36 protein-coding genes are annotated in these 22,276 nt (G+C 52.3%); 24 read left to right on the forward strand and 12 right to left on the reverse strand.

What is annotated here, in order from left to right; genetic code table 11:
- The first annotated feature begins 14 nt into the window (after nucleotides 1–14).
- The 4 genes from rseA (at nucleotide 15) to GKAS_RS09600 (ending at nucleotide 3,865) form a co-directional block, all read left to right on the forward strand.
- Nucleotides 15–665 (forward strand): anti-sigma-E factor RseA, encoded by a 651-nt coding sequence (gene rseA, locus GKAS_RS09585; RefSeq protein WP_035893823.1) that lies wholly within the window; start codon nucleotides 15–17, stop codon nucleotides 663–665.
- The gene (gene rseB, locus GKAS_RS09590) at nucleotides 665–1,618 is read left to right on the forward strand and encodes a sigma-E factor regulatory protein RseB (RefSeq protein ID WP_035893825.1); all 954 of its coding nucleotides are present in this window, start codon (nucleotides 665–667) and stop codon (nucleotides 1,616–1,618) included. The genes rseA and rseB overlap by 1 nt, the downstream gene beginning before the upstream one ends.
- Nucleotides 1,615–2,091 carry a SoxR-reducing system protein RseC gene (gene rseC / locus GKAS_RS09595; RefSeq protein ID WP_035893827.1) on the forward strand — a complete coding sequence of 159 codons (477 nt, stop codon included), beginning with the start codon at nucleotides 1,615–1,617 and terminating at the stop codon, nucleotides 2,089–2,091. Before rseB ends, rseC begins: the two co-directional genes overlap by 4 nt.
- A gap of 544 nt (nucleotides 2,092–2,635) precedes the next feature.
- Nucleotides 2,636–3,865 (forward strand): tyrosine-type recombinase/integrase, encoded by a 1,230-nt coding sequence (locus GKAS_RS09600; protein ID WP_035893829.1) that lies wholly within the window; start codon nucleotides 2,636–2,638, stop codon nucleotides 3,863–3,865.
- Here the strand turns inward: GKAS_RS09600 and xis are convergent.
- The 7 genes from xis to GKAS_RS09625 form a co-directional block, all read right to left on the reverse strand.
- Nucleotides 3,843–4,127 carry an excisionase Xis gene (gene xis, locus GKAS_RS23815; RefSeq protein ID WP_072011375.1) on the reverse strand — a complete coding sequence of 95 codons (285 nt, stop codon included), beginning with the start codon at nucleotides 4,125–4,127 and terminating at the stop codon, nucleotides 3,843–3,845. The genes GKAS_RS09600 and xis overlap by 23 nt on opposite strands.
- A 42-nt stretch (nucleotides 4,128–4,169) precedes the next feature.
- Nucleotides 4,170–4,412, reverse strand: coding sequence for a DUF4060 family protein (locus GKAS_RS09605; protein WP_035893830.1), 243 nt, complete (start codon nucleotides 4,410–4,412; stop codon nucleotides 4,170–4,172).
- Nucleotides 4,409–4,819: a PerC family transcriptional regulator gene (locus tag GKAS_RS09610; protein WP_167540407.1), complete on the reverse strand. Its 411-nt coding sequence runs from the start codon at nucleotides 4,817–4,819 to the stop codon at nucleotides 4,409–4,411. Before GKAS_RS09610 ends, GKAS_RS09605 begins: the two co-directional genes overlap by 4 nt.
- Nucleotides 4,820–4,853: 34 nt before the next feature.
- Nucleotides 4,854–5,966 carry a RecT family recombinase gene (locus GKAS_RS09615; RefSeq protein ID WP_035893834.1) on the reverse strand — a complete coding sequence of 371 codons (1,113 nt, stop codon included), beginning with the start codon at nucleotides 5,964–5,966 and terminating at the stop codon, nucleotides 4,854–4,856.
- Between the two features lie 11 nt (nucleotides 5,967–5,977).
- Entirely contained in the window at nucleotides 5,978–8,935 is a 2,958-nt protein-coding gene (locus GKAS_RS09620) for a RecE family exodeoxyribonuclease (RefSeq protein WP_035893836.1), read from the reverse strand.
- A 140-nt stretch (nucleotides 8,936–9,075) separates the two neighbouring features.
- Nucleotides 9,076–9,243, reverse strand: a complete 168-nt coding sequence (locus tag GKAS_RS25095) for a YdaE family protein (protein WP_167540408.1) — start codon at nucleotides 9,241–9,243, stop codon at nucleotides 9,076–9,078.
- Between the two features lie 10 nt (nucleotides 9,244–9,253).
- Nucleotides 9,254–9,460 (reverse strand): phage encoded cell division inhibitor protein, encoded by a 207-nt coding sequence (locus GKAS_RS09625; protein WP_035893838.1) that lies wholly within the window; start codon nucleotides 9,458–9,460, stop codon nucleotides 9,254–9,256.
- Nucleotides 9,461–9,663: 203 nt separating this feature from the next.
- Between GKAS_RS09625 and GKAS_RS09630 the strand changes: the two genes are divergently transcribed.
- Entirely contained in the window at nucleotides 9,664–9,867 is a 204-nt protein-coding gene (locus GKAS_RS09630) for a hypothetical protein (RefSeq protein ID WP_035893839.1), read from the forward strand.
- A gap of 34 nt (nucleotides 9,868–9,901) precedes the next feature.
- Here the strand turns inward: GKAS_RS09630 and GKAS_RS09635 are convergent, their stop codons facing one another.
- The 3 genes from GKAS_RS09635 to GKAS_RS09640 all read right to left on the reverse strand — a co-directional run bounded on the left by GKAS_RS09635 (nucleotide 9,902) and on the right by GKAS_RS09640 (nucleotide 11,728).
- Complete coding sequence (locus tag GKAS_RS09635) at nucleotides 9,902–10,801, reverse strand: hypothetical protein (protein ID WP_035893841.1); 900 nt, start codon at nucleotides 10,799–10,801, stop codon at nucleotides 9,902–9,904.
- 93 nt (nucleotides 10,802–10,894) lie between these two features.
- Entirely contained in the window at nucleotides 10,895–10,993 is a 99-nt protein-coding gene (locus tag GKAS_RS24820; RefSeq protein WP_143194474.1) for a YoaK family small membrane protein, read from the reverse strand.
- Between the two features lie 12 nt (nucleotides 10,994–11,005).
- Nucleotides 11,006–11,728 (reverse strand): XRE family transcriptional regulator, encoded by a 723-nt coding sequence (locus GKAS_RS09640; protein WP_156105146.1) that lies wholly within the window; start codon nucleotides 11,726–11,728, stop codon nucleotides 11,006–11,008.
- Between the two features lie 68 nt (nucleotides 11,729–11,796).
- Between GKAS_RS09640 and GKAS_RS09645 the strand changes: the two genes are divergently transcribed.
- From GKAS_RS09645 to GKAS_RS09700, 13 genes are all read left to right on the forward strand, one after another.
- Nucleotides 11,797–12,024 (forward strand): hypothetical protein, encoded by a 228-nt coding sequence (locus GKAS_RS09645; protein ID WP_035893845.1) that lies wholly within the window; start codon nucleotides 11,797–11,799, stop codon nucleotides 12,022–12,024.
- A gap of 30 nt (nucleotides 12,025–12,054) precedes the next feature.
- On the forward strand, nucleotides 12,055–12,603 hold the full coding sequence (locus GKAS_RS09650; protein ID WP_035893847.1) for a toxin YdaT domain-containing protein: 549 nt from the start codon (nucleotides 12,055–12,057) through the stop codon (nucleotides 12,601–12,603).
- A gap of 78 nt (nucleotides 12,604–12,681) precedes the next feature.
- The gene (locus tag GKAS_RS09655; RefSeq protein ID WP_035893848.1) at nucleotides 12,682–13,665 is read left to right on the forward strand and encodes a replication protein; all 984 of its coding nucleotides are present in this window, start codon (nucleotides 12,682–12,684) and stop codon (nucleotides 13,663–13,665) included.
- 2 nt (nucleotides 13,666–13,667) lie between these two features.
- On the forward strand, nucleotides 13,668–14,417 hold the full coding sequence (locus GKAS_RS09660) for an ATP-binding protein (RefSeq protein ID WP_035893850.1): 750 nt from the start codon (nucleotides 13,668–13,670) through the stop codon (nucleotides 14,415–14,417).
- Nucleotides 14,414–14,614, forward strand: a complete 201-nt coding sequence (locus GKAS_RS09665) for a hypothetical protein (protein ID WP_035893851.1) — start codon at nucleotides 14,414–14,416, stop codon at nucleotides 14,612–14,614. Before GKAS_RS09660 ends, GKAS_RS09665 begins: the two co-directional genes overlap by 4 nt.
- Nucleotides 14,611–14,862: a hypothetical protein gene (locus GKAS_RS09670; RefSeq protein ID WP_035893853.1), complete on the forward strand. Its 252-nt coding sequence runs from the start codon at nucleotides 14,611–14,613 to the stop codon at nucleotides 14,860–14,862. The genes GKAS_RS09665 and GKAS_RS09670 overlap by 4 nt, the downstream gene beginning before the upstream one ends.
- Nucleotides 14,859–15,215: a hypothetical protein gene (locus GKAS_RS09675; protein WP_035893855.1), complete on the forward strand. Its 357-nt coding sequence runs from the start codon at nucleotides 14,859–14,861 to the stop codon at nucleotides 15,213–15,215. Before GKAS_RS09670 ends, GKAS_RS09675 begins: the two co-directional genes overlap by 4 nt.
- The gene (locus GKAS_RS25545; RefSeq protein ID WP_072011376.1) at nucleotides 15,208–15,432 is read left to right on the forward strand and encodes a Lar family restriction alleviation protein; all 225 of its coding nucleotides are present in this window, start codon (nucleotides 15,208–15,210) and stop codon (nucleotides 15,430–15,432) included. The genes GKAS_RS09675 and GKAS_RS25545 overlap by 8 nt, the downstream gene beginning before the upstream one ends.
- A complete protein-coding gene (locus GKAS_RS23445; RefSeq protein WP_051910747.1) occupies nucleotides 15,429–16,001 on the forward strand; it encodes an ead/Ea22-like family protein in 573 nt (190 codons plus the stop codon). The genes GKAS_RS25545 and GKAS_RS23445 overlap by 4 nt, the downstream gene beginning before the upstream one ends.
- A gap of 5 nt (nucleotides 16,002–16,006) precedes the next feature.
- On the forward strand, nucleotides 16,007–16,519 hold the full coding sequence (locus tag GKAS_RS09685) for a hypothetical protein (RefSeq protein WP_035893873.1): 513 nt from the start codon (nucleotides 16,007–16,009) through the stop codon (nucleotides 16,517–16,519).
- On the forward strand, nucleotides 16,516–16,728 hold the full coding sequence (locus GKAS_RS09690; protein WP_035893857.1) for a hypothetical protein: 213 nt from the start codon (nucleotides 16,516–16,518) through the stop codon (nucleotides 16,726–16,728). The genes GKAS_RS09685 and GKAS_RS09690 overlap by 4 nt, the downstream gene beginning before the upstream one ends.
- Nucleotides 16,728–16,985, forward strand: coding sequence for a hypothetical protein (locus tag GKAS_RS09695; RefSeq protein ID WP_035893859.1), 258 nt, complete (start codon nucleotides 16,728–16,730; stop codon nucleotides 16,983–16,985). Before GKAS_RS09690 ends, GKAS_RS09695 begins: the two co-directional genes overlap by 1 nt.
- A 62-nt stretch (nucleotides 16,986–17,047) precedes the next feature.
- Entirely contained in the window at nucleotides 17,048–18,967 is a 1,920-nt protein-coding gene (locus GKAS_RS09700) for a DNA cytosine methyltransferase (protein ID WP_051910748.1), read from the forward strand.
- A gap of 250 nt (nucleotides 18,968–19,217) precedes the next feature.
- On the opposite strand, the gene cspF is transcribed toward GKAS_RS09700, so the two are convergent.
- The gene (gene cspF, locus GKAS_RS23825) at nucleotides 19,218–19,430 is read right to left on the reverse strand and encodes a cold shock-like protein CspF (protein ID WP_072011377.1); all 213 of its coding nucleotides are present in this window, start codon (nucleotides 19,428–19,430) and stop codon (nucleotides 19,218–19,220) included.
- A 291-nt stretch (nucleotides 19,431–19,721) separates the two neighbouring features.
- Between cspF and GKAS_RS09705 the strand changes: the two genes are divergently transcribed.
- Nucleotides 19,722–19,940, forward strand: a complete 219-nt coding sequence (locus tag GKAS_RS09705; RefSeq protein ID WP_035893861.1) for a cold shock domain-containing protein — start codon at nucleotides 19,722–19,724, stop codon at nucleotides 19,938–19,940.
- A gap of 315 nt (nucleotides 19,941–20,255) precedes the next feature.
- Here the strand turns inward: GKAS_RS09705 and GKAS_RS25260 are convergent, their stop codons facing one another.
- Nucleotides 20,256–20,426 carry a YnfU family zinc-binding protein gene (locus tag GKAS_RS25260; RefSeq protein WP_345703621.1) on the reverse strand — a complete coding sequence of 57 codons (171 nt, stop codon included), beginning with the start codon at nucleotides 20,424–20,426 and terminating at the stop codon, nucleotides 20,256–20,258.
- 142 nt (nucleotides 20,427–20,568) lie between these two features.
- Between GKAS_RS25260 and ymcF the strand changes: the two genes are divergently transcribed.
- From ymcF to GKAS_RS23830, 5 genes are all read left to right on the forward strand, one after another.
- Complete coding sequence (gene ymcF, locus GKAS_RS25265) at nucleotides 20,569–20,745, forward strand: cold shock small protein YmcF (RefSeq protein WP_227675179.1); 177 nt, start codon at nucleotides 20,569–20,571, stop codon at nucleotides 20,743–20,745.
- Between the two features lie 76 nt (nucleotides 20,746–20,821).
- Nucleotides 20,822–21,049: a hypothetical protein gene (locus tag GKAS_RS09710; protein WP_035893863.1), complete on the forward strand. Its 228-nt coding sequence runs from the start codon at nucleotides 20,822–20,824 to the stop codon at nucleotides 21,047–21,049.
- Nucleotides 21,050–21,227: 178 nt separating this feature from the next.
- Nucleotides 21,228–21,830, forward strand: coding sequence for a DUF1367 family protein (locus GKAS_RS09715; protein ID WP_035893865.1), 603 nt, complete (start codon nucleotides 21,228–21,230; stop codon nucleotides 21,828–21,830).
- Entirely contained in the window at nucleotides 21,830–22,036 is a 207-nt protein-coding gene (locus tag GKAS_RS09720) for a hypothetical protein (protein WP_374043984.1), read from the forward strand. The genes GKAS_RS09715 and GKAS_RS09720 overlap by 1 nt, the downstream gene beginning before the upstream one ends.
- Nucleotides 22,037–22,038: 2 nt before the next feature.
- A partial coding sequence (locus GKAS_RS23830) for a recombination protein NinG (protein ID WP_210436379.1) occupies nucleotides 22,039–22,276 on the forward strand: 238 nt, incomplete at its 3' end.

Here is a 22,276-nt window from a genome sequence, read left to right on the forward strand (position 1 = left end):
AAAAGGTATTAGGCATGCAGAAAGAAAAACTTTCCGCCTTAATGGATGGTGAAACGCTGGATAACGAGCTGCTGACAGAGTTGACGCGCTCGCCAGAGTTACAGGAAACCTGGGCAAGCTATCACCTGATCCGCGACTCGCTTCGCGGCGACACCGGTGACGTGCTTCACTTCGATATTTCCTCTCGCGTTATGGCCGCCATCGAAAATGAGCCCGTTCGTCTTCCGACAGCGCCGCTTATTCCTGAAGCCCAGCCAGCACCACATCAATGGCAGAAGATGCCGTTCTGGAGCAAGGTTCGTCCATGGGCCAGTTCGCTTACCCAGATGGGGGTGGCAGCTTGCGTATCGCTTGCTGTTATTGTCGGCGTTCAGCACTATAATGGGCAACCGGAATCCTCCCAACCTGAATCACCGGTATTCAACACGCTGCCGATGATGGGTAAAGCCAGTCCAGTGAGTCTGGGGGTTCCTTCGGAAGCGTCGGCAGGCAGCACCGGGCCGCAACAGGTTCAGGAACAGCGCCGCCGTATTAATGCTATGCTGCAGGACTATGAATTGCAGCGTCGCTTGCATTCAGAACAGCTTCAGTTTGAGCAGGCACAAACCCAGCAAGCGGCTGTTCAGGTGCCAGGATATCAAACTCTAGGAACGCAATCGCAGTAATGAAGCAACTTTGGTGTGCCATGTCACTTGTGGCTGGTAGCCTGTTCTTCACCGCCAACGCCTCGGCTGATGTATCGTCCGGGGCGTTGTTGCAGGAGATGAATCTGGCCAGTCAGTCACTCAACTACGAGCTGTCGTTCGTCAGCATTAATAAATCAGGCGTTGAATCTCTGCGCTATCGTCACGTGCGTCTTAATGGACAACCGCTGGCGGAATTGCTGCAGATGGACGGCCCTCGCCGCGAAGTGGTTCAGCGTGGAAACGAGATCAGCTACTTTGAGCCGGGTCTCGATCCGTTCACGCTGAACGGCGACTATATTGTCGACTCGCTACCCTCTCTGGTTTATACCGATTTCAAACGTCTGGCGCCTTACTACGATTTTATCTCCGTAGGACGTACGCGTATTGCGGACCGCATGTGTGATGTGATCCGCGTCGTGGCGCGAGACGGCACACGCTATAGCTATATCGTGTGGATGGACTCCGAAAGCAAGCTGCCGATGCGCGTTGACCTGCTCGACCGCGATGGCGAGACGTTGGAACAGTTCCGGGTTGTGGCTCTCTCAACGGGCGATCAGGTAAGCTCCAGCATGCAGGGGCTGGCGAAAGCCAACCTGCCGCCGCAGCTCTCCTTGCCAACAGGGACCAATGCGACCTTCAACTGGACGACAAGCTGGCTGCCGCAGGGCTTTAAAGAGGTCTCCAGCAGCCGTCGCACGCTGCCGAGCGTCGACAGCCCGGTTGAATCCCGTCTCTATTCCGACGGCCTGTTTAGCTTCTCTGTGAACATCAGCCGCGCGACGGCTAACAGCAGCGAGCAGATGCTGCGTACCGTTCGTCGAACGGTCACAACGACCATCCGCAATCAGGCTGATATCACGATTGTTGGCGAGCTTCCGCCTCCGACGGCGAAACGCGTTGCTGACGGTATTCAATTCAAGGGCGCACAATGATTAAAGAGTGGGCTACCGTTATTGCATGGGATAACGGAATTGCGCAGGTGAGCTGCGATGTAAAAGCCTCCTGCAATAGCTGCGCATCACGTGCAGGCTGCGGCAGCCGAGTGCTGAATAAGCTAGGGCCGCAGACCACCCACACCATTTCTGTTCCTAGTGCTGAACCGCTGGTGATAGGGCAAAAAGTGGAGTTGGGCATTACCGAAGGTAGCCTGCTTGGCTCTGCCATGCTGGTTTATATGTCTCCGCTGCTGGGGCTGTTCGTGGTCGCGGCACTGTTCCAGGTCCTGTTCGGCACCGATATTGCGGCGCTCAGCGGCGCGGTGCTCGGCGGTGTTGGCGGGTTCCTGATTGCCAAAGGCCTCTCGCCGCGGCTTGCCGCGAGGGAAACCTGGCAGCCCATCATCATCAGCGTGGGGCTTCCGCCCGACCTGATTCGCACGACATCTTCCGCCGATTTGAGCCAGTGATTACGCTGGCTTTATTATTTTTGGAACGCTCCTCGCAGGAAGCGCTATGCTTGCGGGAAGAGCATTTCCTGGTTACGCGGTTGTAGTGTAGAATGCGGCGTTTTCGAACGACTATACACAAAATCATTCGAGTTGCATCAAGGCGGCAAGCGAATGAATCCCCGGGAGCGTACACCAGTACGTGATAGGGGTGAGTGAGTGCAGCCAACGCCGAGGCAACTCGAAGGATGACGTGTATACAACGTCAGGCTCCGTACCGCGGCCTCAAAGTATTCGTAAGGCATAAATATTTTAATATATGAAGAATATACGTAACTTCTCCATCATTGCACATATCGATAACTGACACTCCGACAGCCTCCGCAAACCTCCGACAAAATCCCCGTAAGATCCCCACCAAATCAGCTCCCACAAAAACAATACTGGTTGCATGTACAGTCAACCTACGACATCATAAGTCACGGTTTTTGTGTCCACCAGTGCGTCCATATCCTATGATGGACACAGAACCTCCCGTTCTGATGGACACACGCAGAGACAAACCATGGCTATTTCAGATAGTTATCTAAAGTCGTGCCTCGGGCGCGAACGCGAAAAAGTTGAAGAAAAGGCAGACCGCGACGGTCTGTGGGTTCGCATATCCAAGAAAGGGGCGGTTACCTTCTTCTATCGTTTCCGCTTCCTGGGCAAGCAAGACAAAATGACGATCGGCAGCTACCCAGAGTTCGGGCTGAAAGCTGCGCGCGACGAAGTAGCGAAGTGGTCGGCTATTCTTTCCCGCGGCGAAAATCCACGCATCCGGCAAAGTCTCGATAAAGCCAAAATTAACAGCCAGTACACGTTTGAGGAACTCTTCCGCGAATGGTACTCCATGGTGTGCATCCAGAAAGAAACGGCTGATCAGATTCTGCGCTCATTCGAACTGCACGTTTTTCCTAAGCTCGGGAAATACCCAGCGCATCAGCTCACGTTGCACAACTGGCTCACCGTTCTTGACCGGCTAGCGGAAGGGTACTCCGAGATCACCCGGCGGGTAATCAGCAATGGTCGGCAATGTTATTCATGGGCTGTGAAACGCCAGCTGCTGGAGGTTAACCCACTGGCGGAATTATCCGGGCGGGATTTTGGCATTCAGAAGAAAATGGGTGAACGAACGCTGGACCGTAAAGAGATGGCGCTTGTCTGGAGAGCTATCGAAGATTCGCGACTGATTGAGCGGAACAAAATTCTTTTTAAATTGTGCCTGGTATGGGCATGCAGGGTTGGTGAACTGCGTAAGGCTGAAGTTACGCACTTTGATTTTGAGGAAGGGATCTGGACAGTGCCGTGGGAAAACCACAAAACAGGCCGGAAAAGTAAAAAGCCGATTGTTCGCCCGATCATTCCCGAAATGCTCCCGATGTTAAAACGGGTTATTGAGCTGGCTCCCGGTCGTTTTATCTTTTCGAGTCATGAAGATAAGCCGATGAGCGAATGTTTCCATATGAGCATAAGCAGTAACCTGGTGAAATTTATGCTCAAGGCATATAACGAACAGATCCCGCACTTCACAGTGCATGACCTACGGCGGACGGCGAGAACGAATTTTTCCGAACTGACAGAGCCGCATATTGCCGAGATAATGCTCGGCCATAAACTGCCTGGTGTGTGGTCGGTGTACGATAAGCACACCTACATCGAGGAAATGAGAGAAGCGTACGGTAGGTGGTGGGCCCGATTGATGAGCATCATCGAGCCCGACGTCCTGGAATTCACGCCGCGTCAGACCGGATAAGTCGCCCTTTAACGTCGCGAGGTAGGTTCAGGTGTGTCATTGGCCGGCGAACAGGACGCGCCATTTCACGAAGCTGCCATTCTTCAACTTTGCTTTTGATCCACTTATTGGAGCCGCCCATATATGAGCAGTCCGGCTCTGGGAATGGGTTTCCATTACCCGGGCGCTTCCGATAGCGATCCAATGTTCTCGACGAAATGCATAATTGTTCGCAAATTTCTCGAATGTTCATTAATTTGAAGTCTTCAGTTTTTTTGCTCATCATTTTCTCCAGTGGCCCTTTCCGGGCCATTTTCAGTATTAATCAATTCACCTGGCCCGGCAGTGCACGGAGCCGACGCATCCCGGTCATTGGCGTGGCCACATAGCTGTGACTACGGTTGACCACCTCCACCCAGACCTTCACGCCTTCAACTTGCACCGTGTACGTCTCTTTCATCTTTCTGCGCCCGTAGTCGCCGTAACGCTGGTGGTGTGTCTCCAGCGCGATGGCGCATGCCTGGCGCGCGAGTGGGGATTGTTTACTGCCGCGGTTAATCAGTTTCATGCTCTGGCCCTCCGAACGCAGCGGTTACGCTGAGAGGCGATCAGGGCAACACCAGTGACCGTTTTCTGGAGACGGGATAACTCTGCCCAGACGGTAGCCGCCCGGCGCCACAAGCCGCGCTTTTCCAGTTGCGTGGCCGTCGCCTGCAGCTGGCTAAGCTGGCTTGATTCTGCTGATTGGCCGCTGGACTTGCCGACCTGACGAGTATTCAGCACAAAGCGGTACCATCTGGAGTCTTCACGGCTTTTGCACCGGGCAATCCTCCCGCTCTCGATCAGTGAATTGATGATGTGGCGCAAATTCCGATCTGTAATGCAAAGAGCTTCGCTGATCTCTGCGGGGCTGGCCTGCGGGTTATCAAGTAGGTAATTGGCGACCGCGTTCTGACGTTCAATTTTACTTACCATGCTGGTATCCGGCCCCATACGGGGCCGACCTCCGTTAGCCAACGTATTCCGGTTTCATGTCGTCGAGCGTTACGCGGAACTGCTCGTAAAGTTCGTCGCCCAAGTGGCGGCGCGCGGCGGTGAGTGTCGCCTCAGCTTTTGAGAACAAGTCGGCCGCATCCGGTTCGCCGGCAGACGGCAGGGAGTTAATCGTTGCCTCGATTTTGTTCCGAGCATTCACCCGGTGATAACGTTGCGTGGCTTTGTTCTTGAGTTCGGTGAACAGTGCTGAGCCCAAAGTCGCCTTGGCCTGGTTAATGTCTTCGCCGACTGCTTTTGCCGCGTCCACATCTTCGGCAGAATCAATCCGGTCCCGGAATTCGTCAGCGATCGCATCAACATTCACGGTGGATTCCCGTGCGCTGATGGTGGTTGTGACGTTGTCACCTGAGATTTCTTTCAGGTTCACACGTTGTGGCGCCGGGTTAATCTCTTTCTCTGTACGCTGTTCAACTTCATCCGGGATATAGACACCCAGGATGACGGCAGGGCAATAGAGACGCGCCCAGTACTTGAGTGCCAGGTAGGCGATTTGTTGTTTCGGGTTTGAAATCCACAGCGGGGAATTACGAGTAATCACGCTGGAAAGGAAAACCGGCTCACCCCAGGTAATCTCGCTTTCACCGCGAATGACCGCGCCAACACGCACAGATAACCCTTCTTCATCGGCACTGGTCCAGCCGCGTACCATTTCTTTCTTGTCGTACGTCCCACCGCCTTTTGCAGGCTTCTTGACTATCTCTTCACGGCTGCTGGCGCATTTTGACCAGTCGCCTTCGTACTCATAGTGGAAGCGGCCCACGATTGCGTTTGAGCTCGAAATCACTGCGTTAACCAGTTGCGCTTCGTAACCCAACACGCCGTTGACCAGGTGTGTTTTCTGCGCCACGGCGTAAGGGTTCATACCCCACTGCATGGCCTGCATGATGATTGCCATGCAATCGGCAGGGTTGCCCCGCAGGTGTTCTGGAACCGTAACTGCGGCCTGCGCCATTAGCCCTGCAACGGATTGAAGCTGCGTTAATGCCTGAACGTTAAAAATTGCGTTACTGGCAGAGATAGTGGTTGGTGCCTGTTGTTCAGCGTTCACGATATTCATGTTTTCCATCATCATTCCCCTTATGCCAGGCGCAGCGCTTCAAGGCGGCGCTGGTCGAAGTCGTTCAGTTCGTCGGTGTAGTCGGCGGTGATTGGCGCTGGCCACTCGCCAGTATCAAAGCCGGTCGCGATAGCGCGCATCGCCTTGCGGTACTCCAGCATGCCCAGTTCCAGCAGCTCGGTAGAAGCTTCGATAATGGCGATCCAGTGGTAGTTCTCGTCTTTGTTAACGAAAATCCAGAAGAACTGGTCAAGTGCTGCGGTTTCGCAGTACATCGCTGCGCTCAGGTGGTAGTCGCGATCGATAATTTCCCGGTGCAGCCTGGCGCGCAGACCTTCCTGCTTTACGTTCCACATGCTGATGGTTTTCAGGTCGGCACCGATGCGCACACCGTCCAGGTCGATTTCCAGATCCGGACGCACACGGATTTCCAGCCCGGTTTCGTCGTCGAACCCGAAATAACTCACCTCAACAGCGCGGCTAGGGTGCGTCAGCAGCTTGCCGGCAGTCGGGTGCTGGAGCAGGGCTTTCTGAATGTTCAGTGCGGTGCGCAGTTGCTGGCGGGTGACCAGCACTTTTCCTTCCGGGTTTTCGCGCCAGGCATCCAGCAGTTCGTCGGCAAATACAGCGTCAGGATTAACGGATTTCACGGCCTGAATCAGGTCTGCTTTGGTACCGGAGACTTTCAACGGCTGATGCTTCTGCGCTTCCTGCGCGACCAGATCAGGGTTAATCACCGCCAGCTGCTCGAGCAGCGCGTCACGACTTCCGCTGGTTTTCACCTGCGGCGGCAGGGTGGCGTTGTATTCTTTGATGCAGGCTTTCATCGCCGTTGCGGTCTGCTTCTGACCTTCTTCAATACGCTGGAACTCAGCAGGCAGCGCCATGTAGCTTTGCCCGGTTTCTTCCAGTGACGCGCCCAGCGGTACCTGCGGCGGCAGGGTGGCGTTGTACTGTTCCAGAAGCACTTTGATGTCGTCGGCGGACAGCAGCGCTGGCAGGTTGGCGTTGTGCTCATCGATAAACGCGCGGATCGTTGCCGTCGTGGTGAATGCGCCTTCCGGGATTACCGGTTCAACGCTGAATTCGGCATCCAGCAGTTCAGGCTGCAGGGCCAGTGCATGCACCAGGTTGCCCATATCAAGCACCGGAGAGCGTTCTTTCGTGATTGTCTTCTCGACGTGGCGCGCGTTGAAGTACATCAGGGACACGCGAGCATCTTTCACCTGCGTGGAGCTGATGCCGTTGGCAGCGTGATAAACCTCGTTCGGCAGGCCTTCGTAACGTCCTGGCCCGAAGAAAGCAGGGTATTCGGCAACCGGTTCTGACTGATTCCCTTCTGGTTCGTCCTGATTCACTTCTGGGCTGTTTTGATGCGCATTTTGATCTTCCTGATGCACAGAACCGTCATTTTGATTCACGTTTTCCGGTTTTTGGTTAACATCTGCCGCTTCATGGTTCGCCAGGCTCGGTGCCGCGGCGGCCAGAATTTCCGCGTTGCTGCCTCCTAGTTCACGCGCATCAGCTTCTTCTTTCAAATCCGCTTCCATTGCTGCGTAGGTAGCATCGCCAACAACGGGACCGCATTCCGGACAGTGGCCGCCACCGACAGCGCCGCAGCCAGTACACACGATTTCCGCTACGGTATCTGTCTGCTGATCATCTTCCACAGCACCTTCGCCTGCTGATATCGCATCGTTAGTTTCGCCTTCGGCGCGCTCAGTCTCTTCCATCTGCTCATCGCTGGTGGTTTCCTCGGTTGGTTTTGCTGGGGAGTTCATTAGGTTATCGATGGAGAACATGCCATTCCCCATGTTGGCGATTTTAGGCTGTTCGGCTGCTGCCAGCGTCTCAACTGCTGGTGATGCGTGGTTGCTTTCAATCAGGTTAGCGTTGATATACGTCTGCAGGCTGACAGGGAAGTGATGCGCGTTCTCGGCGGCACCGCGGATAAGTGCGAAAATTGCTGCACGCGAATAATCCAGGATGCCGGCGCATTTGCGCAGGGCCGCGGACCACTCTTTGAATGGGCTTTCTTTCTTGCTGACGATCTCTTTAGCCCGGCGATGAATTGAACCCGGAATATTGTAGATGTCGAAATCCATTGGCAAAGTGGCCAGTGCGATCTCTTCGTCCAGCGTATCCAGGGTATGTTCGTAATCGGGGTTTCGGTCTGTCTTATTGCCGCCGCCAGCATTGGTTCCTGTATCGGTGCGCTGGATCTGCGCTACACGGTTTCCCTTTTGCCACTCTTTCACCAGCAGGCCGCGATCGATGTATTCGGTACTAACCCACGCTTTAACGAACTGAATAAAGTGGTTCAGTTCATGGCGCTGTGTCTGTGGCAATGCCTTTTGCACTGCGTCGGTCAGCTTCCAGAGAGCTGGCATGTCGTAGGCTTTAACTTCCGGCGCGTTTTCTACAGCCAGCAGCAGGTTCTGAACATAGGTGTTATCCATGTCCATTTCTAATGCTGAAAGCTCTTTACGGCGTGGGATGCTGATGTGGTAAACATGGCCTGTTTCGGCGCACAGCTGCGCCAGCAACTGGATACGGAAAGGCATAGTGACCAGTTGGAACTCGGCGTTCTCGTCGTCGGAGTATTCAACCTTGCGGTCGCCGTTCTCTTCGGCCATCAGCTCAGTGGTTAAATCGTTGTCTGCAACGTCTTCCTGGTGGAAAGTGTCCTGCGGCGCCGCGCCGGGTTTCAGTTGCCATGTGCGCTGGTCTTCGGCCAATTCGTAGCGTTCGCACCAGGTAAAATCAACCACACCTTCTTCCGGCAGGTCGTTAAACACAGGGAAGTCAGTACGGATTGGCTTCTGGTAATCCTTGCCGCGACCGGTCTCAATTCCGGCATCTTCCAGATCAACATCGAGCTGAAGATTGGCGCGCGCTTCTGATTTCGCACTGCGCCAAATCACTGCATCTTTCTTGCCGGATTTCTGAGTGGCCTTAACCACATTAAAGAATTCCATGTGAGATCCTCTTTTTTGGGTGTTAGAATCCCCGGGCCATTGGTGGCGCCCATTGGGTGTGTTCATTGGTTTTGGTAATTTCCGGTGTTACTTTGGTCGGTGTCACCGGACGTACTGGCCCGCTTCGGCGGGTTTTTACGTTATGACTCGTGGGCCATCTGGTCGTATGAAGAACAACGTACGCAGCAGTAATCGCGTTCTTCGTGCTTCAGCTGCGCGCCGTGGATCAACGTCAGCGTGTTTTTCACTTCTTTTCCCTGCTCAATTGGCTTTCCGCAGTGGCGGTAAGCGCATTTCTTCTCCTGCATAACTCCCCCGTTAATGGCTAAGGCCATTCCCCAGACCGTTTAAATAAACCTCAACCAGCAAATCTTTGGTGTAGGTCCGCTCAATGCCGCGATGCAGATACAAACGACCTCGAGCGTTGGCTGATGCAGTCCAGGTTGAGTCGTTGTGCTTGACGAGCATTCCCGGCTGAACTGCGCCGCGGTTTACCGTCTGGGTACCGTAGTGCTGATGAACCATGCTGATTCCCTCTCGTTTGCCCTTGTCGCCAGGCTGGCGGAACGTTGTTGAACCTTATGCGCGTTTGTTTTCGCGATGAGGTGATAATGTACTATAAGTTCATTGATGTAAAGTACCAATAGTACATTAATTGTCAATGGGAAGTTCAAAACGCATAACAATATGAACTTTAAGATGATTTATTTTTGTTTGAGGCGCGTGCTATGCTCAAAAAAAAAACAGGAGGCTACATGAGACCGCCGATCACAAAGGAAGAAGTCGAGTTACTGATGCAGGATATGGAGATGCTGGCAGAGCAGCAGATGGTTGGACTGGAGGCGTTCGAGGCTCTAAGACTGCTGGAGATGCGCAGACAGACCGGTAAGTTGGAGACTATAAAGCGATTGATATCGCATGGGAAGGAATAGGGCACAAAAAACCCGGCTCGGTGGCCGGGTATGGTTATTTGATTATTTCTTTTATAAATACTTCTTTTGGTTGGTATTTTTTATCAGAGGATTTGAGTTGATACGTTATTGTTATATCGGCCCGCACAACAAATTTACCTGCAAAGTCTGATGGTTTTACATTGGGACCAAGTACCATATTTACTCTTCGATCTATCAATCCAGGGATAACGGCAGCCCAACCTTTTTCTGGATTATCGAGGTCTAATGCACGGATTTCAACATCCACATCAGAGTGATCCTGAGTATATGATTCTGGAGTGAACACAACTTCAGTTGGGGCTTTTTTAATGGTTTCAGCAGGAATTGTCACCGTGCCGCCACCTGTGCCTATAACCATCGTAGATTCTTCATCAGTCCTAGCTGGCGCAAGTGTTTTAATGGAGTTTTTGGCTAGAGTCTTTTTATTGGTGACAGTGCTTTCTATGATGGACTGAAGGCGCTCAGGTGAAATATTAGCCTCACCAGCACCAATATTGATGATCGTATTGTTATTTGCTTCAAAGTGGGAGGTGTTGTTTGGCGCCATAGCCTTAGTTGCCAGAACTAGGCCATAGCCAACGAGACCAATAACAACAGCACCAACGAGAGCGTTTCTCATTTTCCCATTCCCGAGCTTTGCATGTGCGCCAGCAAGAAACTTATCCAGTTCTTCTTGGCTGCCAAAGAGGAGTTTAATAACAATATCTTCATAGAGGCTTCCTGCTTCTAATCGGGCGACATGCACCGACATATCAAGAATGTTAGCCCCGGTCAGTTCCTGCAAAACACCTTCTGATTGTTTTACGATGGCTTCCCACCCTTGAAGGGAGGTGATCACGTCTTTGATGCTTACAGGTTCTTTAGTTGAATAATATATGTTTTCGGTAAAGGTTAAAGATAATTCTTGGGACATCCTGAGCCCTCGTCGGTTCTGTCGATTTGCTGTGTAATGTTAAAGTTTAACTACCCATGCTTCCTGTACGTCTGGGACGTTACTCGATTGCCACTATGCACCCGGCGTGACATACCCACCTACGATGAACCACGTAAGAAACACTACTGCAACGATGAACACTATCACTGGAAAGGCGATTCCAATTCTCATAAAGACACCTGTCTATCCATGTTTTCTATACGTCTGCGGCATGCTGCCGATTACCTTTCCGAACACGAAGATTTTGTTCATCTCTTCCTTTTCAATCGGTTCCCATGGTCGATAGGTAGGGTTGTCAGAGATAACCAATAGCTTGTCTTTCATCTTTTGCAGGCGCTTGACATGGGATGTGTCGTCGTAGATGAAGGCATAAATGCCATCACCATCAAAGTGTTGAATGCTGATATCAACAAACAGCAAATCACCGGGCTCGATGGTGCCGGACATGCTGTCACCACGGACGTTGATGATGCGGATCTGTTCCTGCTTACGGCCGTTAAACATCTGGCGGGCATCTTCAACGGAGTATTCCACGGAGCGCAATACCTCCACGAACTCACTATTGATCACGCCAGGCCCCGCACTAACAGAGACATCAAGAACATCTATGCGAAATGTTTCTGTCGATTTCGGCAGTCGCCTTTCCCCGATGCCATCATCTGGGGTGTCGCCTAACAGGTAAGTTGAAGTTGTACCAATACTCGCGGCAAGCTCTTGCAGCTTCCCACGTCTTGGAATTGATTCCCCGTTAAACCACTTGCTTACGGCTTTTGGTGTCAACTTCATCTTTTTGGCTATTTCAGCCTGACGACCATGAACCGGTAAACCAGCTTTATCGCAGGCCAGCGCTAGCCTATGGGAAAAGTCTTTTCGCGCTTTTTCTTCCTGAACCATAGGTTCAATCATAATATCTCTTGCGTGAACTATCAGTTCCGGCATAGTATGTACTTACAGTTCATATTGAGGGTTAAAAAATGCAACCAACCAGTCTTGGCGAAATCATTAAATTGATTCGCGTACCCGTGGTCGCCAAAGCATGTGAGCGGACTCCGCGAGCAATTTACAAATGGATCAATAGCGGCTGCTTGCCACGCACTGATTACACCGGCGAGACGGCTTACGCATCGAAAATTGCTGAAGCTTCAGGTGGTCGCTTCACCACCACCCAAATTCTTGAAATCAGCAAGCCAAAAGCAGTCTGACCGGCACTTTAACCACGAAAGGGAAAGGTCATGCAATCACTTACGTTTCAAAATAATAACACTGCGATGGATAGGCGATTGATATCTCAGAATCAGCGTAAGACCGTCTCTAGTGATAGCTTTAGCCACCACGCAGTTTGCTCAGCTGTTCGTGCCTGGGCTGCATCAATTAACAATCAGGACTTCGTTACTGGGCTGATTGTCGAAGAATGGGAAAGCCAGGGTGGAGATGCTCTGGACTTCCCTGATGATCTGAGCCGTCGCCGTCAGAAGCTATTCCGCTGGCTCGACGGTACCTCCATGTCGGCACAGCGAAACATCCAGCTGCTAACCCCAGCGATCCTTGCGGTTCTTCCGCTGGAATTCCGCAACCGGCTGTTGCCAGAGGACAGCATCATGGCCCGCCTTGCGCGTCTCGAGAAAGAGACCAGCGAAGCCAAGGTTGCCATCGCTATGGGCGCGCCAAAGCATCAGAAGCTGAAGGAATTGAGTGAAGGGATTGTCGAGATGTTTCGCGTGGATCCTGATCTAACGCTACCGCTAATGACGCTGGTGACTTCAATGCTGGGGGTTGTATGACGGTATTAGAAAAGGCGAAAGCCGCGGTGCTTGAACACCAACGGCTTTCAGGTGCAAAAACGGTAGGTAATTGCGGAGATAAGTATGTCAAACACCGCTGAAATATTCAAATTTCCCGCGCAGTTGGGAAAACAGGAGAGTCGCATGGCTGAACTGGAGAACGGCTATTTGCGTTTAGCCAACCAGATTCAGGATGCCCTGTGTATTGTTGAGCTATCAGGCCGTGAGTTCCGCGTGCTGAATGCTATCGTTCGCCTGACCTATGGCTGGTCTAAAAAGTCTGACCGTATCGCCAATAGCCTAATTGCAGACAAAACGACGCTGAAGGTAAAGCACGTCTCTGAGGCTGTTCTGAGCCTTGCCTATCGGAACATCATCATCCTGCGCCGCATTGGACAAACCAGATACATAGGGATTAATACCTGCCTGGATAAATGGGCTTATACCAAGCCAAATTGCATGAAGTGTCCGGCGGCGTTCCCGGCTGCTGAAGTTGAAACCTGGGTTATTAACGCCCCTGAATTCATGATTTGCAATCCCCAGAATCAGGGAGAGGTATCCCCGAAAACAGGGATGGCTATCCCCGAAAACAGGGATGGTGATTTCACCCCTCCAACCATCCCCGAAAACAGGGATGGTTATCCCCGAATTCAGGGAACGCTATCCCCGAAAACAGGGAACACCAAAGACATTCTTCCAAAGACAAATATAAAAACATATCTAACCCCCTCTAATCCCCCAAAGGGGAAGGTGAAGTTTGACCCGCTGACAATCCCTGTTCCTGAGTGGCTTGATTCTGAGTCATGGGGTGAATGGGTTGCTTATCGCCAGCAATCTGGCAAGGCCATCAAGACCGAAATGACGGTCACCAAGGCTTTCAAACTGCTGAAAGCCTGCCTGGACGAAGGCCATAACCCGGTTGACGTGATCAACACCAGCATCGCCAACGGGTACCAGGGATTGTTCAAGCCGAAGTTTGCTCTCGCTGAGCGCAAAGCGGGCCGGGATGTGAATCACATTTCAGAGCCAGATAAAACCATCCCAACCGGGTTCAGGGGGTAACAGTGAAAAATATTGTTAATTCCGGCAGCGCCCTTGAGCGCCTGAAGAAACTCATTCCGCCAGGCGTACAGCCGAAGTTCACCAGCGCAGCTGAGCTGCTGGCGTGGCAGCGGGAAGAGGGGCTGAAGCATTGCGAGGAACTTGGCCGCCTGAACCAGAAAGCGCGTACCGAGAAAATCTTCGGTCGTTCTGGTATCCAGAGCCTGCACCGCAGCTGTACGTTCGCCAACTACGAAGTATCCAGCGAGCAACAGCGCAAGGCGTACACCATGGCGAAAAGCTATGCGCAGAACTTCGGGGCTGGCTTTGCAAGCTTCGTGTTCAGCGGCGGCCCGGGCACCGGCAAAAACCATCTTGCCGCGGCGATTGGCAACCATCTCCTGGCTGCTGGCCATACGGTTCTGGTTGTCACCATTCCGGATCTGATGCTCCGGGTTCGCGAGTGCTACGACGGCGGTCAGTCGGAAGCCTCTCTGCTGGATGACCTCTGCAAAGTTGATCTGCTGGTGCTGGACGAGGTTGGCATTCAGCGCGGCAGCAGTGGCGAAAAGGTCATTCTGAATCAGGTTATCGATCGCCGGCTGTCGTCGATGAAGCCTGTTGGCGTACTGACGAACCTGAATCATGCAGGGCTTCAGGATGCACTGGGGCTTCGAATTATCGACCGCTTAACCATGGATAACGGCATCTGGGTGAACTTTGACTGGGCCAGTTACCGCAAGAACGTATCGCATCTGAGGGCTGTGAAATGAGCATAGTCAAAACTCACACCGGAATAGTGATCACCAAAGACGGGCCGCTGCGTAAAAAACTGCACGAAACGAAAAGCATGTGGTGTGCCGGGAAGAACGAGATGTACCACAAAGATACCGGGCGTCGTCATTTTGGCGAATTAACTCGCCGCCGATTGCTGCTGGAAACGATTGAAAAAATCGGGAGCGAATCATGAGTGAAGTCATCGAGAAGCAGACGAATAAAGCGATCGCAATTATCGCCGAGTACATCCAGCGCGCGAGCAAGAACGAGCAGTTACAGGAGGCAAAAACACGCCTCGATAAGAAAGTCGTTTTATTTTCCGATGATGAGAACTGCGACCTTGGCAAGTTGATGACTGCGTTTGTACCGGCGATGACCAGTCACACCAGGGAGAAGTTCTTTGAAGAAATCGCAGTAGCACTGGAAGGAGCGCAGGCATGAAACCAACATACGAACAGCTTGAGCAGCAGCTTGCTGCGGTGGTAGCGGAGGCCGCAGGTCTGAAACAAGCCATCACCACTCACAGCCAATCAACCCACTTCTGCGAAGTATGCGGGAAGGATGACCCATGCAGTACAGATGACGTTTGCTACGCGCTGAATGAAACCCCGGCAACCGACGCCGCCATTGCAAGCATCCAAGCTCAGGGCGTGGAGATGTTCTCCCGTTCATTGCGCGGTGAAGCAGAAATAACAAGAGCATGCACATTTAAGCCGGTTCAGCAATTTGAAGAGTTCGCAACTCGCGCTGATGAGTTCGCCGCCCAGTTACGCCAAGGAACCGAGCATGAGTAATTTACTTCCATGTCCATTCTGCGGAGGTGTAGCGCACGTAGCCAGTGAGGCAGACAATCCAGAATATGGTTCAGGTGGTCGATTCTATTTTGTGCGCTGCGGTACGTGCAGTGCTCAATCCGGTAGCAAGTATGTAGGACCAGGCAATGACTGCCCGATATTTTATTCAGAAGTTAGGGCGGAGTGGAATCAGCGAGCCAAGCAGGAGGCCCAATGAACGATATCACCGCACTGATGGCGACCATGAAAGCGGCAGCAGAGAAAGCGACACCCGGAAGCTGGAGAGCATTCCAATACCACGACGGGCGATGTGGTGTTGGTGGAGGCCATGACGCTGAAATTATGGTGTGTGAGCACATCAGTAAAGAGCGTCCGCATGATGCGGAGTTTATTGCAGCTGCCAACCCAGCGAACGTCCTGGCGCTGGTAGAGGCACTGGAGAAGGCGCGGCGTGCTAACGCAGCACAGGATGACCATATCAACCAGCAGCAGGACCGCATTGATCAGCTGGAGAAAGGCCACCGGGAAGCCGCAAAGCAAATCAACTCATGGCGTCGGCTGGCGAAGCAGAATATTGACGAGCGTGAAAAAGATATTTCTGAGCTGGAAGCTTCCCGCCAGCGCATCGCCGAGCTGGAGTCCCGCACCGTCACCGTGAAGCTGCCAACGCGTATAGACAACATCGATTTACGCTCTCCGCTCGAGGTTGAGGATATGTGGATTTACAGACTCAAAAATGCGCTGGCCGCCGCTGGCATCCAGGTTATCGAAGGAGAAGGACAATGAGCTTATTGCCTGTAACGCACGACGAGCTTTGCCTGATCGCATGCCGGTTCCTGCAAAATAACGGCTTCAAAGTCGCTTTCCATGACCGGTTCCGTGCATGGACACCCTACGGCGAACAGGCTGATGCTATCGGTTTTCGCAACGGCGCTAGCTGCCTGATAGAGGCTAAATGCTCTCGCTCTGACCTGTTAGCTGACCGTAAGAAACCTTTCCGGATTAATCCCGAGAAAGGCATGGGTGATTGGCGTTTTATGATTAGTGAACCAGGGATTGTGAACGTTGAGGACTTACCGCCGGGATGGGGATTGCTTCACGTCGTCAAAGGTAGGGTTAAGAAGGTGCATGGCTGGCCCGGTAACGGGTTGTGGGTTAATCGGGACAGCAAGCCATTTCAGGCCAACAAGCAGGCCGAATGCGACTACATGTTTAGCGCGCTCCGGCGCATGGATTTGCGCGGTCACCTGAAAGAGGTTTATGACGGCGTAATAGTCAACAAGCCAGAGGGAAATGCAGCATGACATTCAACTTAACAGACCCAGCCAACCATCCAGCAAATGACCGACTGACAGATGAGCGGCTTATCCTGGTACGTGACACGCTACAGCGCACGCTCACGTACAAAAACGGCAGCACCCAGGACTATGTCACCGCCGATGCGATAAAAGCGATAGACGAGCTTCTGGAGCGTCGTAAAGCCGATGCTGATAAATCGTCTGAGGTGAAATAGTGGATCCATTACTCGAGTACGCCTGTAAACGCGTCATTGAGCTGGAAGGTCTGCTGCTGGTGGAAGTACCTGAAACCGTCTGGCCTGCCGAAGTGGGTATGGTCTTATCTCAGGTTGAAGTCGCCGGGGAACTCCCGGCGCATCACCAGCGCCGCCTGCAGCACCATATCAATCGTATGTGGCTGGAAAAAATGCCGATACCGTCAATCATCGCCGCGGCGCGTTCGCTGGCCACTGCTATGGAGAAATACGCGTGATTCATTCTGAAATCATTGTTGATAATTTTGCAGGTGGCGGCGGGGCATCCACTGGCATTGAAATGGCAACCAAGCGAAGCGTGGATATTGCGATCAACCACGACCCGAACGCTATAGCGATGCACACCACAAATCACCCTGATACGCTGCACTACTGCGAATCAGTGTTTGACGTCAATCCTACTGTCGCGACCGCTGGCCGCCCGGTGGGGCTGGCGTGGTTCTCCCCGGACTGCCGCCACTTCTCGAAGGCCAAAGGCTCGAAGCCAGTGGAGAAAGAGATTCGCGGTCTGGCGTGGATCGTTATTCGCTGGGCGCTGGCTGTGCGTCCACGCGTCATGATGCTGGAGAACGTGGAGGAGTTCAAAACGTGGGGGCCGCTGCTGGCGGCTGAAATGCGACCGGACCCGGAGCGCGCTGGTGAAACCTTCGAGGCGTTCTGCGGTATGCTGTCCGGCGGGATCCCCGCTGGGCATCCGGCGCTGGTGGAGTGCTGCGAGTTCCTGGGCATTGCCGCCGATGGCGAGCTGGCGCAGCAGCTGGTTGACGGGCTGGGATATGCCGTTGATCACCATGAGCTGCGGGCGTGTGACTATGGCGCACCGACCATCCGTAAACGGTTCTTCATGGTCATGCGCCGGGACGGGAGGCCGATTGTTTGGCCTGAAGCTACACACGGAGATCCAAAGTCGGCGGCAGTTCTTACAGGCAAGCTGGCTCAGTGGCGCACCGCGGCAGAATGCATCGACTGGTCAATTCCGGCCCCGAGCATATTCGACCGCAAAAAGTCTCTGGCAGAGAATACGCTGAAGCGCATCGCGCGCGGCATCCAGCGCTTTGTCATCGATTGTCCGACGCCGTTTATCGTGAAGTGCAACCACACCAGCACTAAAACGAGCTACGACTGTTTCCGTGGGCAGGCGCTGGCGGAGCCGCTGCAGACAATAACCAAAACACACGGCTATGCGGTTGCTGTTCCGCACCTGACGAAATTCCGCACTGGCGCAACAGGGCAGCGAGTTACCGAGCCTGTACCAACGGTGACCGCTGGCACATCGAAACGCCCTGGCGGGAATGGGCATGCACTCGGCGTGGTGGAGGCGGCGCTAACACCGTTCATGGCTGGCAACGGCGGCAGTGAGTACCAGGCGAAACCGCGCCCACTGAATAAACCTGCGCATACCATTCTCAAGCAATCCCGCGCCTGTCTGGTCACGCCGGTTATTGCCCGGCAGTTCGGCGCCAGCATCGGCCACCGGGCTGACGAGCCAAGCGCTACCATCACGGCTGGTGGCGGCGGTAAATCGCAGTTGGTGACGCCTACTCTGATTCAGATGGGGTACGGCGAACGCCCAGGACAGGAACCGCGAGTTTTGCAACTGGACAACCCGCTAGGCACCGTAACAGCCGGGGGCAATAAGTTTGCAACGGTGAGCGCGTTTTTGGCGAAGCATTACGGCGGGAATTATACCGGGCCGGGCGTCAGCCTGGATGAACCGGCGCACTCGGTCACTACCATCGATCACCATGCTGTTGTTGCCTCGCATCTGGTGAAGCTACGCGGAACATGCCGAGACGGGCAGCGCACAAACGAACCTATGCCGACGGTCACCGCTGGTGGCCAGCACGTTGGCGAGGTGAAAACCACGCTGGCAGCTGATGGGTATGACGAGCACCGCGCGCAGCAAACGCTGGCGTTCCTGCGGGAATACTGCGGCGAGGATTGCGACGGTCTGGTCACGGTTGACGGCATCACTTACCGCATCGTTGATATCGGAATGCGCATGCTGCAACCGCATGAACTGTACCGGGCGCAGGGCTTTCCGGAGTGGTACATCATCGACCAGGACTATAGCGGTAAAAAGTACGCGAAGGACAAGCAGGTTGCGCGCTGCGGCAATGCTGTGCCGCCGCCGTTCGCTGAGGCGCTGGTGAGGGCTAATCTGCCGGAGCTGTGCCAGTCGAAACAAATTGCAGCCTGACCTATAATCCCCTCAACCATGAGGGGATTTTTATACCACATGAAGAAATAACACCAGCTGAAAAATACAAAGCACAGAGGAAGCGGCATAGAAAGCATGTGCTTTAATCAGAAAAAGCAAATGCCGGGAGATTTGAAAGTGGGGAAGTGCCCTAGGTAGATGGTTACAGGTCCCCTTACGAGATGAGGGAAAAGAGAGAAAACTGCAGACTGATGTTGAATTGCTACACATAAACCAAACCAAGGAATGGTCAGGAAAGGTAAATATTCGCGGCGACAGGCCCGTTAAGACTGTTGATTCGACAAAACTCGACACGGAGTCCTGGTCTTAAGTGCTCGGATTTAGTGTGATAAACTGCTGAAATATGAAGTAGAACGTCTTTACGACCGTCTGATGGGGTAATGAAACCTTTGCCACTGATAGAGTCAAAGCTTTTTACAATTCCTGTCATTTTACGAGACAAATAGATTCCTTGTTAAAAATACGAGGCAAAGTATACACGTAAAAAATAAAAAGCTAATTATACTGCTTTATTTTGATAAGGACTCCTGGATGGCTAAAATAAAATTTGCTTATCAGTGATGGAAATGCATTAATGAGACGGTAAGTTTGAAATACAAACGTAACGTAAGACATTTTATCGAGCAGTCCTCATAGCCAGGCTCTATCGCTGATATCTCCTCTCTTTGAGTCCAACGTACAATACTATGCGTTTATTATAATTCTTAGATTAAAATACTCAAAAGGAGCTAGTATGTCTTCAAGAATAAAAGGTTTGGTTAAGTGGTACAACGAAGATAAAGGATTCGGCTTTATCTCTCCGATTGATGGAAGTAAAGATGTGTTCGTCCATTTCTCTGCCTTTCATGGTGATAATTTAAAAACATTGTTTGAAGGGCAAAAGGTTGAGTTTGCGATTCAACGCGGAGATAAGGGCCCGGCTGCAGCCGGTGTAATTCTTTGCGATAAATAAACATATACAGGCCTGCGATAACGATGATGGTTCATTCCTGAGTGGTCAGGCCTGCCTTAGGTGCGCATCAGATGCACACTCGAAACATCAGGTCAGTGCATTTTTACATTTGTATGAGTGTGCTGACCGATGTGATGAAGTGCAGGCTTGCTGCATGAAGAGTCTAAAAGCAGAAGCTAACTGCTTGTAAAATAATAAAGTGCGTAAGAGGCTAGGCTGCCTCCAAAAGCATCACTTCAACTTTATGGCACACAACTTTTTGCCAAATGAGTTAGTTAGAATAAGCAAACGACACTATTTGGCAATGGTTGTTTTTTAGAAGTGTTGTGAGGACTTGAACAACGTGTTGCAATATGGACAGACTAATTGAGAGCCTTTCTGTACTCTTATGAAACTATGCTCTGAGTTTTTTGAACAATTTGGGCATAAGCACTTGATTAGGTAATTTCGGTTTTGTTGCGAGTTTTTACGTCCGGACATAGGCATCTCCTGATTTACGGGAGTGCCACCATACACGGTTATTAAGATAGTTGCTTATGTTTTTTAGAATTTTGCACGAATATTACAATGTAAAATAATGCGGCTTTCTGAAGGCGAACAAACCAGCTGTCATTAAGAGGTATATTTTATCAGATTAAATATTCATTTCAGATGCCCATGTTGTCATGGGTCTCAATATCGAACGTCAATCTTTGATGTTTCAGAAAAAAATCCATTTGGTGCAAAGTGTATTTTTTGTAAAACAACAATGGTTTTTAATGAGTCGGTAAGCATCAAAGGTAAAATCCTTAGACTAGTCGAGTAAAGTCTTTATTGATTTCCTACTCCTGTCATTGACATGACTGTCGTTAGGAAAATAACCAATTGAGTCATGGTGCTAAATGAAAAGTGTTATCGTTTTTTTTAACTTCCAACCATGCAAAGTGATCTCCATCGTTGATGGCATTACGTCTATACGACAAGAATACCCAAATGGTGAGGAGACTTTTCTTCAAATTATGTCGGCAAATTTCCCTTCCCTGACAGGTGACCATGGGGTTGTGCATGTGGCTTCAGACAGAGAACTGAGTACTCAGGAAATTTTAGATGCAGCCAAAAAATTCTTATAATGCTTCCGTTATGCATCAATGATGGGTTATGAAGAACCCCAGTTCTCTGATTCGCATTTATTCCCGAATTATGGAAACCCGCCTCGGCGGGTTTTTACATTGATTTTCCATTATCACCTGTACATAATGTCAGTGTCAGCCTGAACAACTGACAGCCTTATGCGCCACGGAGAACCCCATGGCGCACGAACTACAGCTAATCAAGCAGTCCCCAGGAATCCTGATCTCCGCGACGCCAGAGACCAGAGAATTACTGCAATCCAAATTCAAGCTCGGCGATGTGTTAGTGGCCGAGTTCAAGCGGGTTCGTAACCCGGCCTTCCATCGACGCTTCTTCGCGCTGCTTAACCTCGGCTTCGAATACTGGGAACCTACCGGCGGCGCTATCTCGTCCAACGAGCGCAAACTGGTGACCGGGTTCGCTAATTTCCTGTCGACGTACGGCGGCAGCGCAAACGCCCTGCAGGACGCCGCTGAGCATTACCTCGAGCAGGTAGCTGGGCGACGCGTCACAAACGGCATCAGCCTCTGCAAATCATACGAAGCGTACCGGGCCTGGGTCATCATCGAAGCCGGGCATTACGACACCATCAAACTGCCTGACGGTTCACTCCGCAAACACCCCCGTAGCATCTCCTTCGCGAATATGGGCGAAATCGAGTTCCAGCAGCTCTACAAGGCCGCGCTTGATGTCCTCTGGCACTGGATATTGTCCAAGCCATTCCGTACGCAGGATGAGGCTGAGAACGCCGCTGCGCAGCTGATGAGCTTTGGGGGATGATACCGATGAAATACAGCTGGTTCCATCACACCGAATGCACCACCGAGCAGGCCGACGAGCTGGTGGCTAACTACCAGCGCCGCGGCGTCAAAGTCGAGCGCAGCCTGAATTGCGACAACATCACCTGGACCATCAGCGCGCAGCTGCCGGAAGGCGACAAAGCGCCGCGCCCGAGCCGTGTCTGGCAAAACAAGGCGTGGGGGTGAGCATGGCTAAGCTACCGCGCCGTAAGTGCGCCAACAAAGCATGCCGCCAGTGGTTCCACCCGACGCGCGATACGCAAACCGTGTGCGGTTACGAGTGCGCCAGCGCATACAGCAAAGAACAGACCAGAAAAGCCCGGGAGGATGCGCAGCGCAAGGAGGTTAAGCGCCAGCGCCAGGAGGCGAAAGAACAGCGGGCGCAGCAGGCCGAACGTCGCCAGGCGGTGAAGCCACTCAGCCACT

Source organism: Kluyvera ascorbata ATCC 33433, assembly GCF_000735365.1.
Classification (GTDB): domain Bacteria; phylum Pseudomonadota; class Gammaproteobacteria; order Enterobacterales; family Enterobacteriaceae; genus Kluyvera; species Kluyvera ascorbata.

Excerpts from the sequence above, each read along its gene's own strand:
- rseA (WP_035893823.1), top strand. The coding sequence starts at position 15 with ATGCAGAAAGAAAAACTTTCCGCCTTAATGGATGGTGAAACGCTGGAT.
- rseB (WP_035893825.1), top strand. The coding sequence starts at position 665 with ATGAAGCAACTTTGGTGTGCCATGTCACTTGTGGCTGGTAGCCTGTTC.
- rseC (WP_035893827.1), top strand. The coding sequence starts at position 1,615 with ATGATTAAAGAGTGGGCTACCGTTATTGCATGGGATAACGGAATTGCG.
- GKAS_RS09600 (WP_035893829.1), top strand. The coding sequence starts at position 2,636 with ATGGCTATTTCAGATAGTTATCTAAAGTCGTGCCTCGGGCGCGAACGC.
- xis (WP_072011375.1), bottom strand. The coding sequence starts at position 4,127 with ATGAGCAAAAAAACTGAAGACTTCAAATTAATGAACATTCGAGAAATT.
- GKAS_RS09605 (WP_035893830.1), bottom strand. The coding sequence starts at position 4,412 with ATGAAACTGATTAACCGCGGCAGTAAACAATCCCCACTCGCGCGCCAG.
- GKAS_RS09610 (WP_167540407.1), bottom strand. The coding sequence starts at position 4,819 with ATGGTAAGTAAAATTGAACGTCAGAACGCGGTCGCCAATTACCTACTT.
- GKAS_RS09615 (WP_035893834.1), bottom strand. The coding sequence starts at position 5,966 with ATGGAAAACATGAATATCGTGAACGCTGAACAACAGGCACCAACCACT.
- GKAS_RS09620 (WP_035893836.1), bottom strand. The coding sequence starts at position 8,935 with ATGGAATTCTTTAATGTGGTTAAGGCCACTCAGAAATCCGGCAAGAAA.
- GKAS_RS25095 (WP_167540408.1), bottom strand. The coding sequence starts at position 9,243 with ATGCAGGAGAAGAAATGCGCTTACCGCCACTGCGGAAAGCCAATTGAG.
- GKAS_RS09625 (WP_035893838.1), bottom strand. The coding sequence starts at position 9,460 with ATGGTTCATCAGCACTACGGTACCCAGACGGTAAACCGCGGCGCAGTT.
- GKAS_RS09630 (WP_035893839.1), top strand. The coding sequence starts at position 9,664 with ATGCTCAAAAAAAAAACAGGAGGCTACATGAGACCGCCGATCACAAAG.
- GKAS_RS09635 (WP_035893841.1), bottom strand. The coding sequence starts at position 10,801 with ATGTCCCAAGAATTATCTTTAACCTTTACCGAAAACATATATTATTCA.
- GKAS_RS24820 (WP_143194474.1), bottom strand. The coding sequence starts at position 10,993 with ATGAGAATTGGAATCGCCTTTCCAGTGATAGTGTTCATCGTTGCAGTA.
- GKAS_RS09640 (WP_156105146.1), bottom strand. The coding sequence starts at position 11,728 with ATGATTGAACCTATGGTTCAGGAAGAAAAAGCGCGAAAAGACTTTTCC.
- GKAS_RS09645 (WP_035893845.1), top strand. The coding sequence starts at position 11,797 with ATGCAACCAACCAGTCTTGGCGAAATCATTAAATTGATTCGCGTACCC.
- GKAS_RS09650 (WP_035893847.1), top strand. The coding sequence starts at position 12,055 with ATGCAATCACTTACGTTTCAAAATAATAACACTGCGATGGATAGGCGA.
- GKAS_RS09665 (WP_035893851.1), top strand. The coding sequence starts at position 14,414 with ATGAGCATAGTCAAAACTCACACCGGAATAGTGATCACCAAAGACGGG.
- GKAS_RS09670 (WP_035893853.1), top strand. The coding sequence starts at position 14,611 with ATGAGTGAAGTCATCGAGAAGCAGACGAATAAAGCGATCGCAATTATC.
- GKAS_RS09675 (WP_035893855.1), top strand. The coding sequence starts at position 14,859 with ATGAAACCAACATACGAACAGCTTGAGCAGCAGCTTGCTGCGGTGGTA.
- GKAS_RS25545 (WP_072011376.1), top strand. The coding sequence starts at position 15,208 with ATGAGTAATTTACTTCCATGTCCATTCTGCGGAGGTGTAGCGCACGTA.
- GKAS_RS23445 (WP_051910747.1), top strand. The coding sequence starts at position 15,429 with ATGAACGATATCACCGCACTGATGGCGACCATGAAAGCGGCAGCAGAG.
- GKAS_RS09690 (WP_035893857.1), top strand. The coding sequence starts at position 16,516 with ATGACATTCAACTTAACAGACCCAGCCAACCATCCAGCAAATGACCGA.
- GKAS_RS09700 (WP_051910748.1), top strand. The coding sequence starts at position 17,048 with ATGGCAACCAAGCGAAGCGTGGATATTGCGATCAACCACGACCCGAAC.
- GKAS_RS09705 (WP_035893861.1), top strand. The coding sequence starts at position 19,722 with ATGTCTTCAAGAATAAAAGGTTTGGTTAAGTGGTACAACGAAGATAAA.
- GKAS_RS25260 (WP_345703621.1), bottom strand. The coding sequence starts at position 20,426 with ATGCCTATGTCCGGACGTAAAAACTCGCAACAAAACCGAAATTACCTA.
- GKAS_RS09710 (WP_035893863.1), top strand. The coding sequence starts at position 20,822 with ATGAAAAGTGTTATCGTTTTTTTTAACTTCCAACCATGCAAAGTGATC.
- GKAS_RS09715 (WP_035893865.1), top strand. The coding sequence starts at position 21,228 with ATGGCGCACGAACTACAGCTAATCAAGCAGTCCCCAGGAATCCTGATC.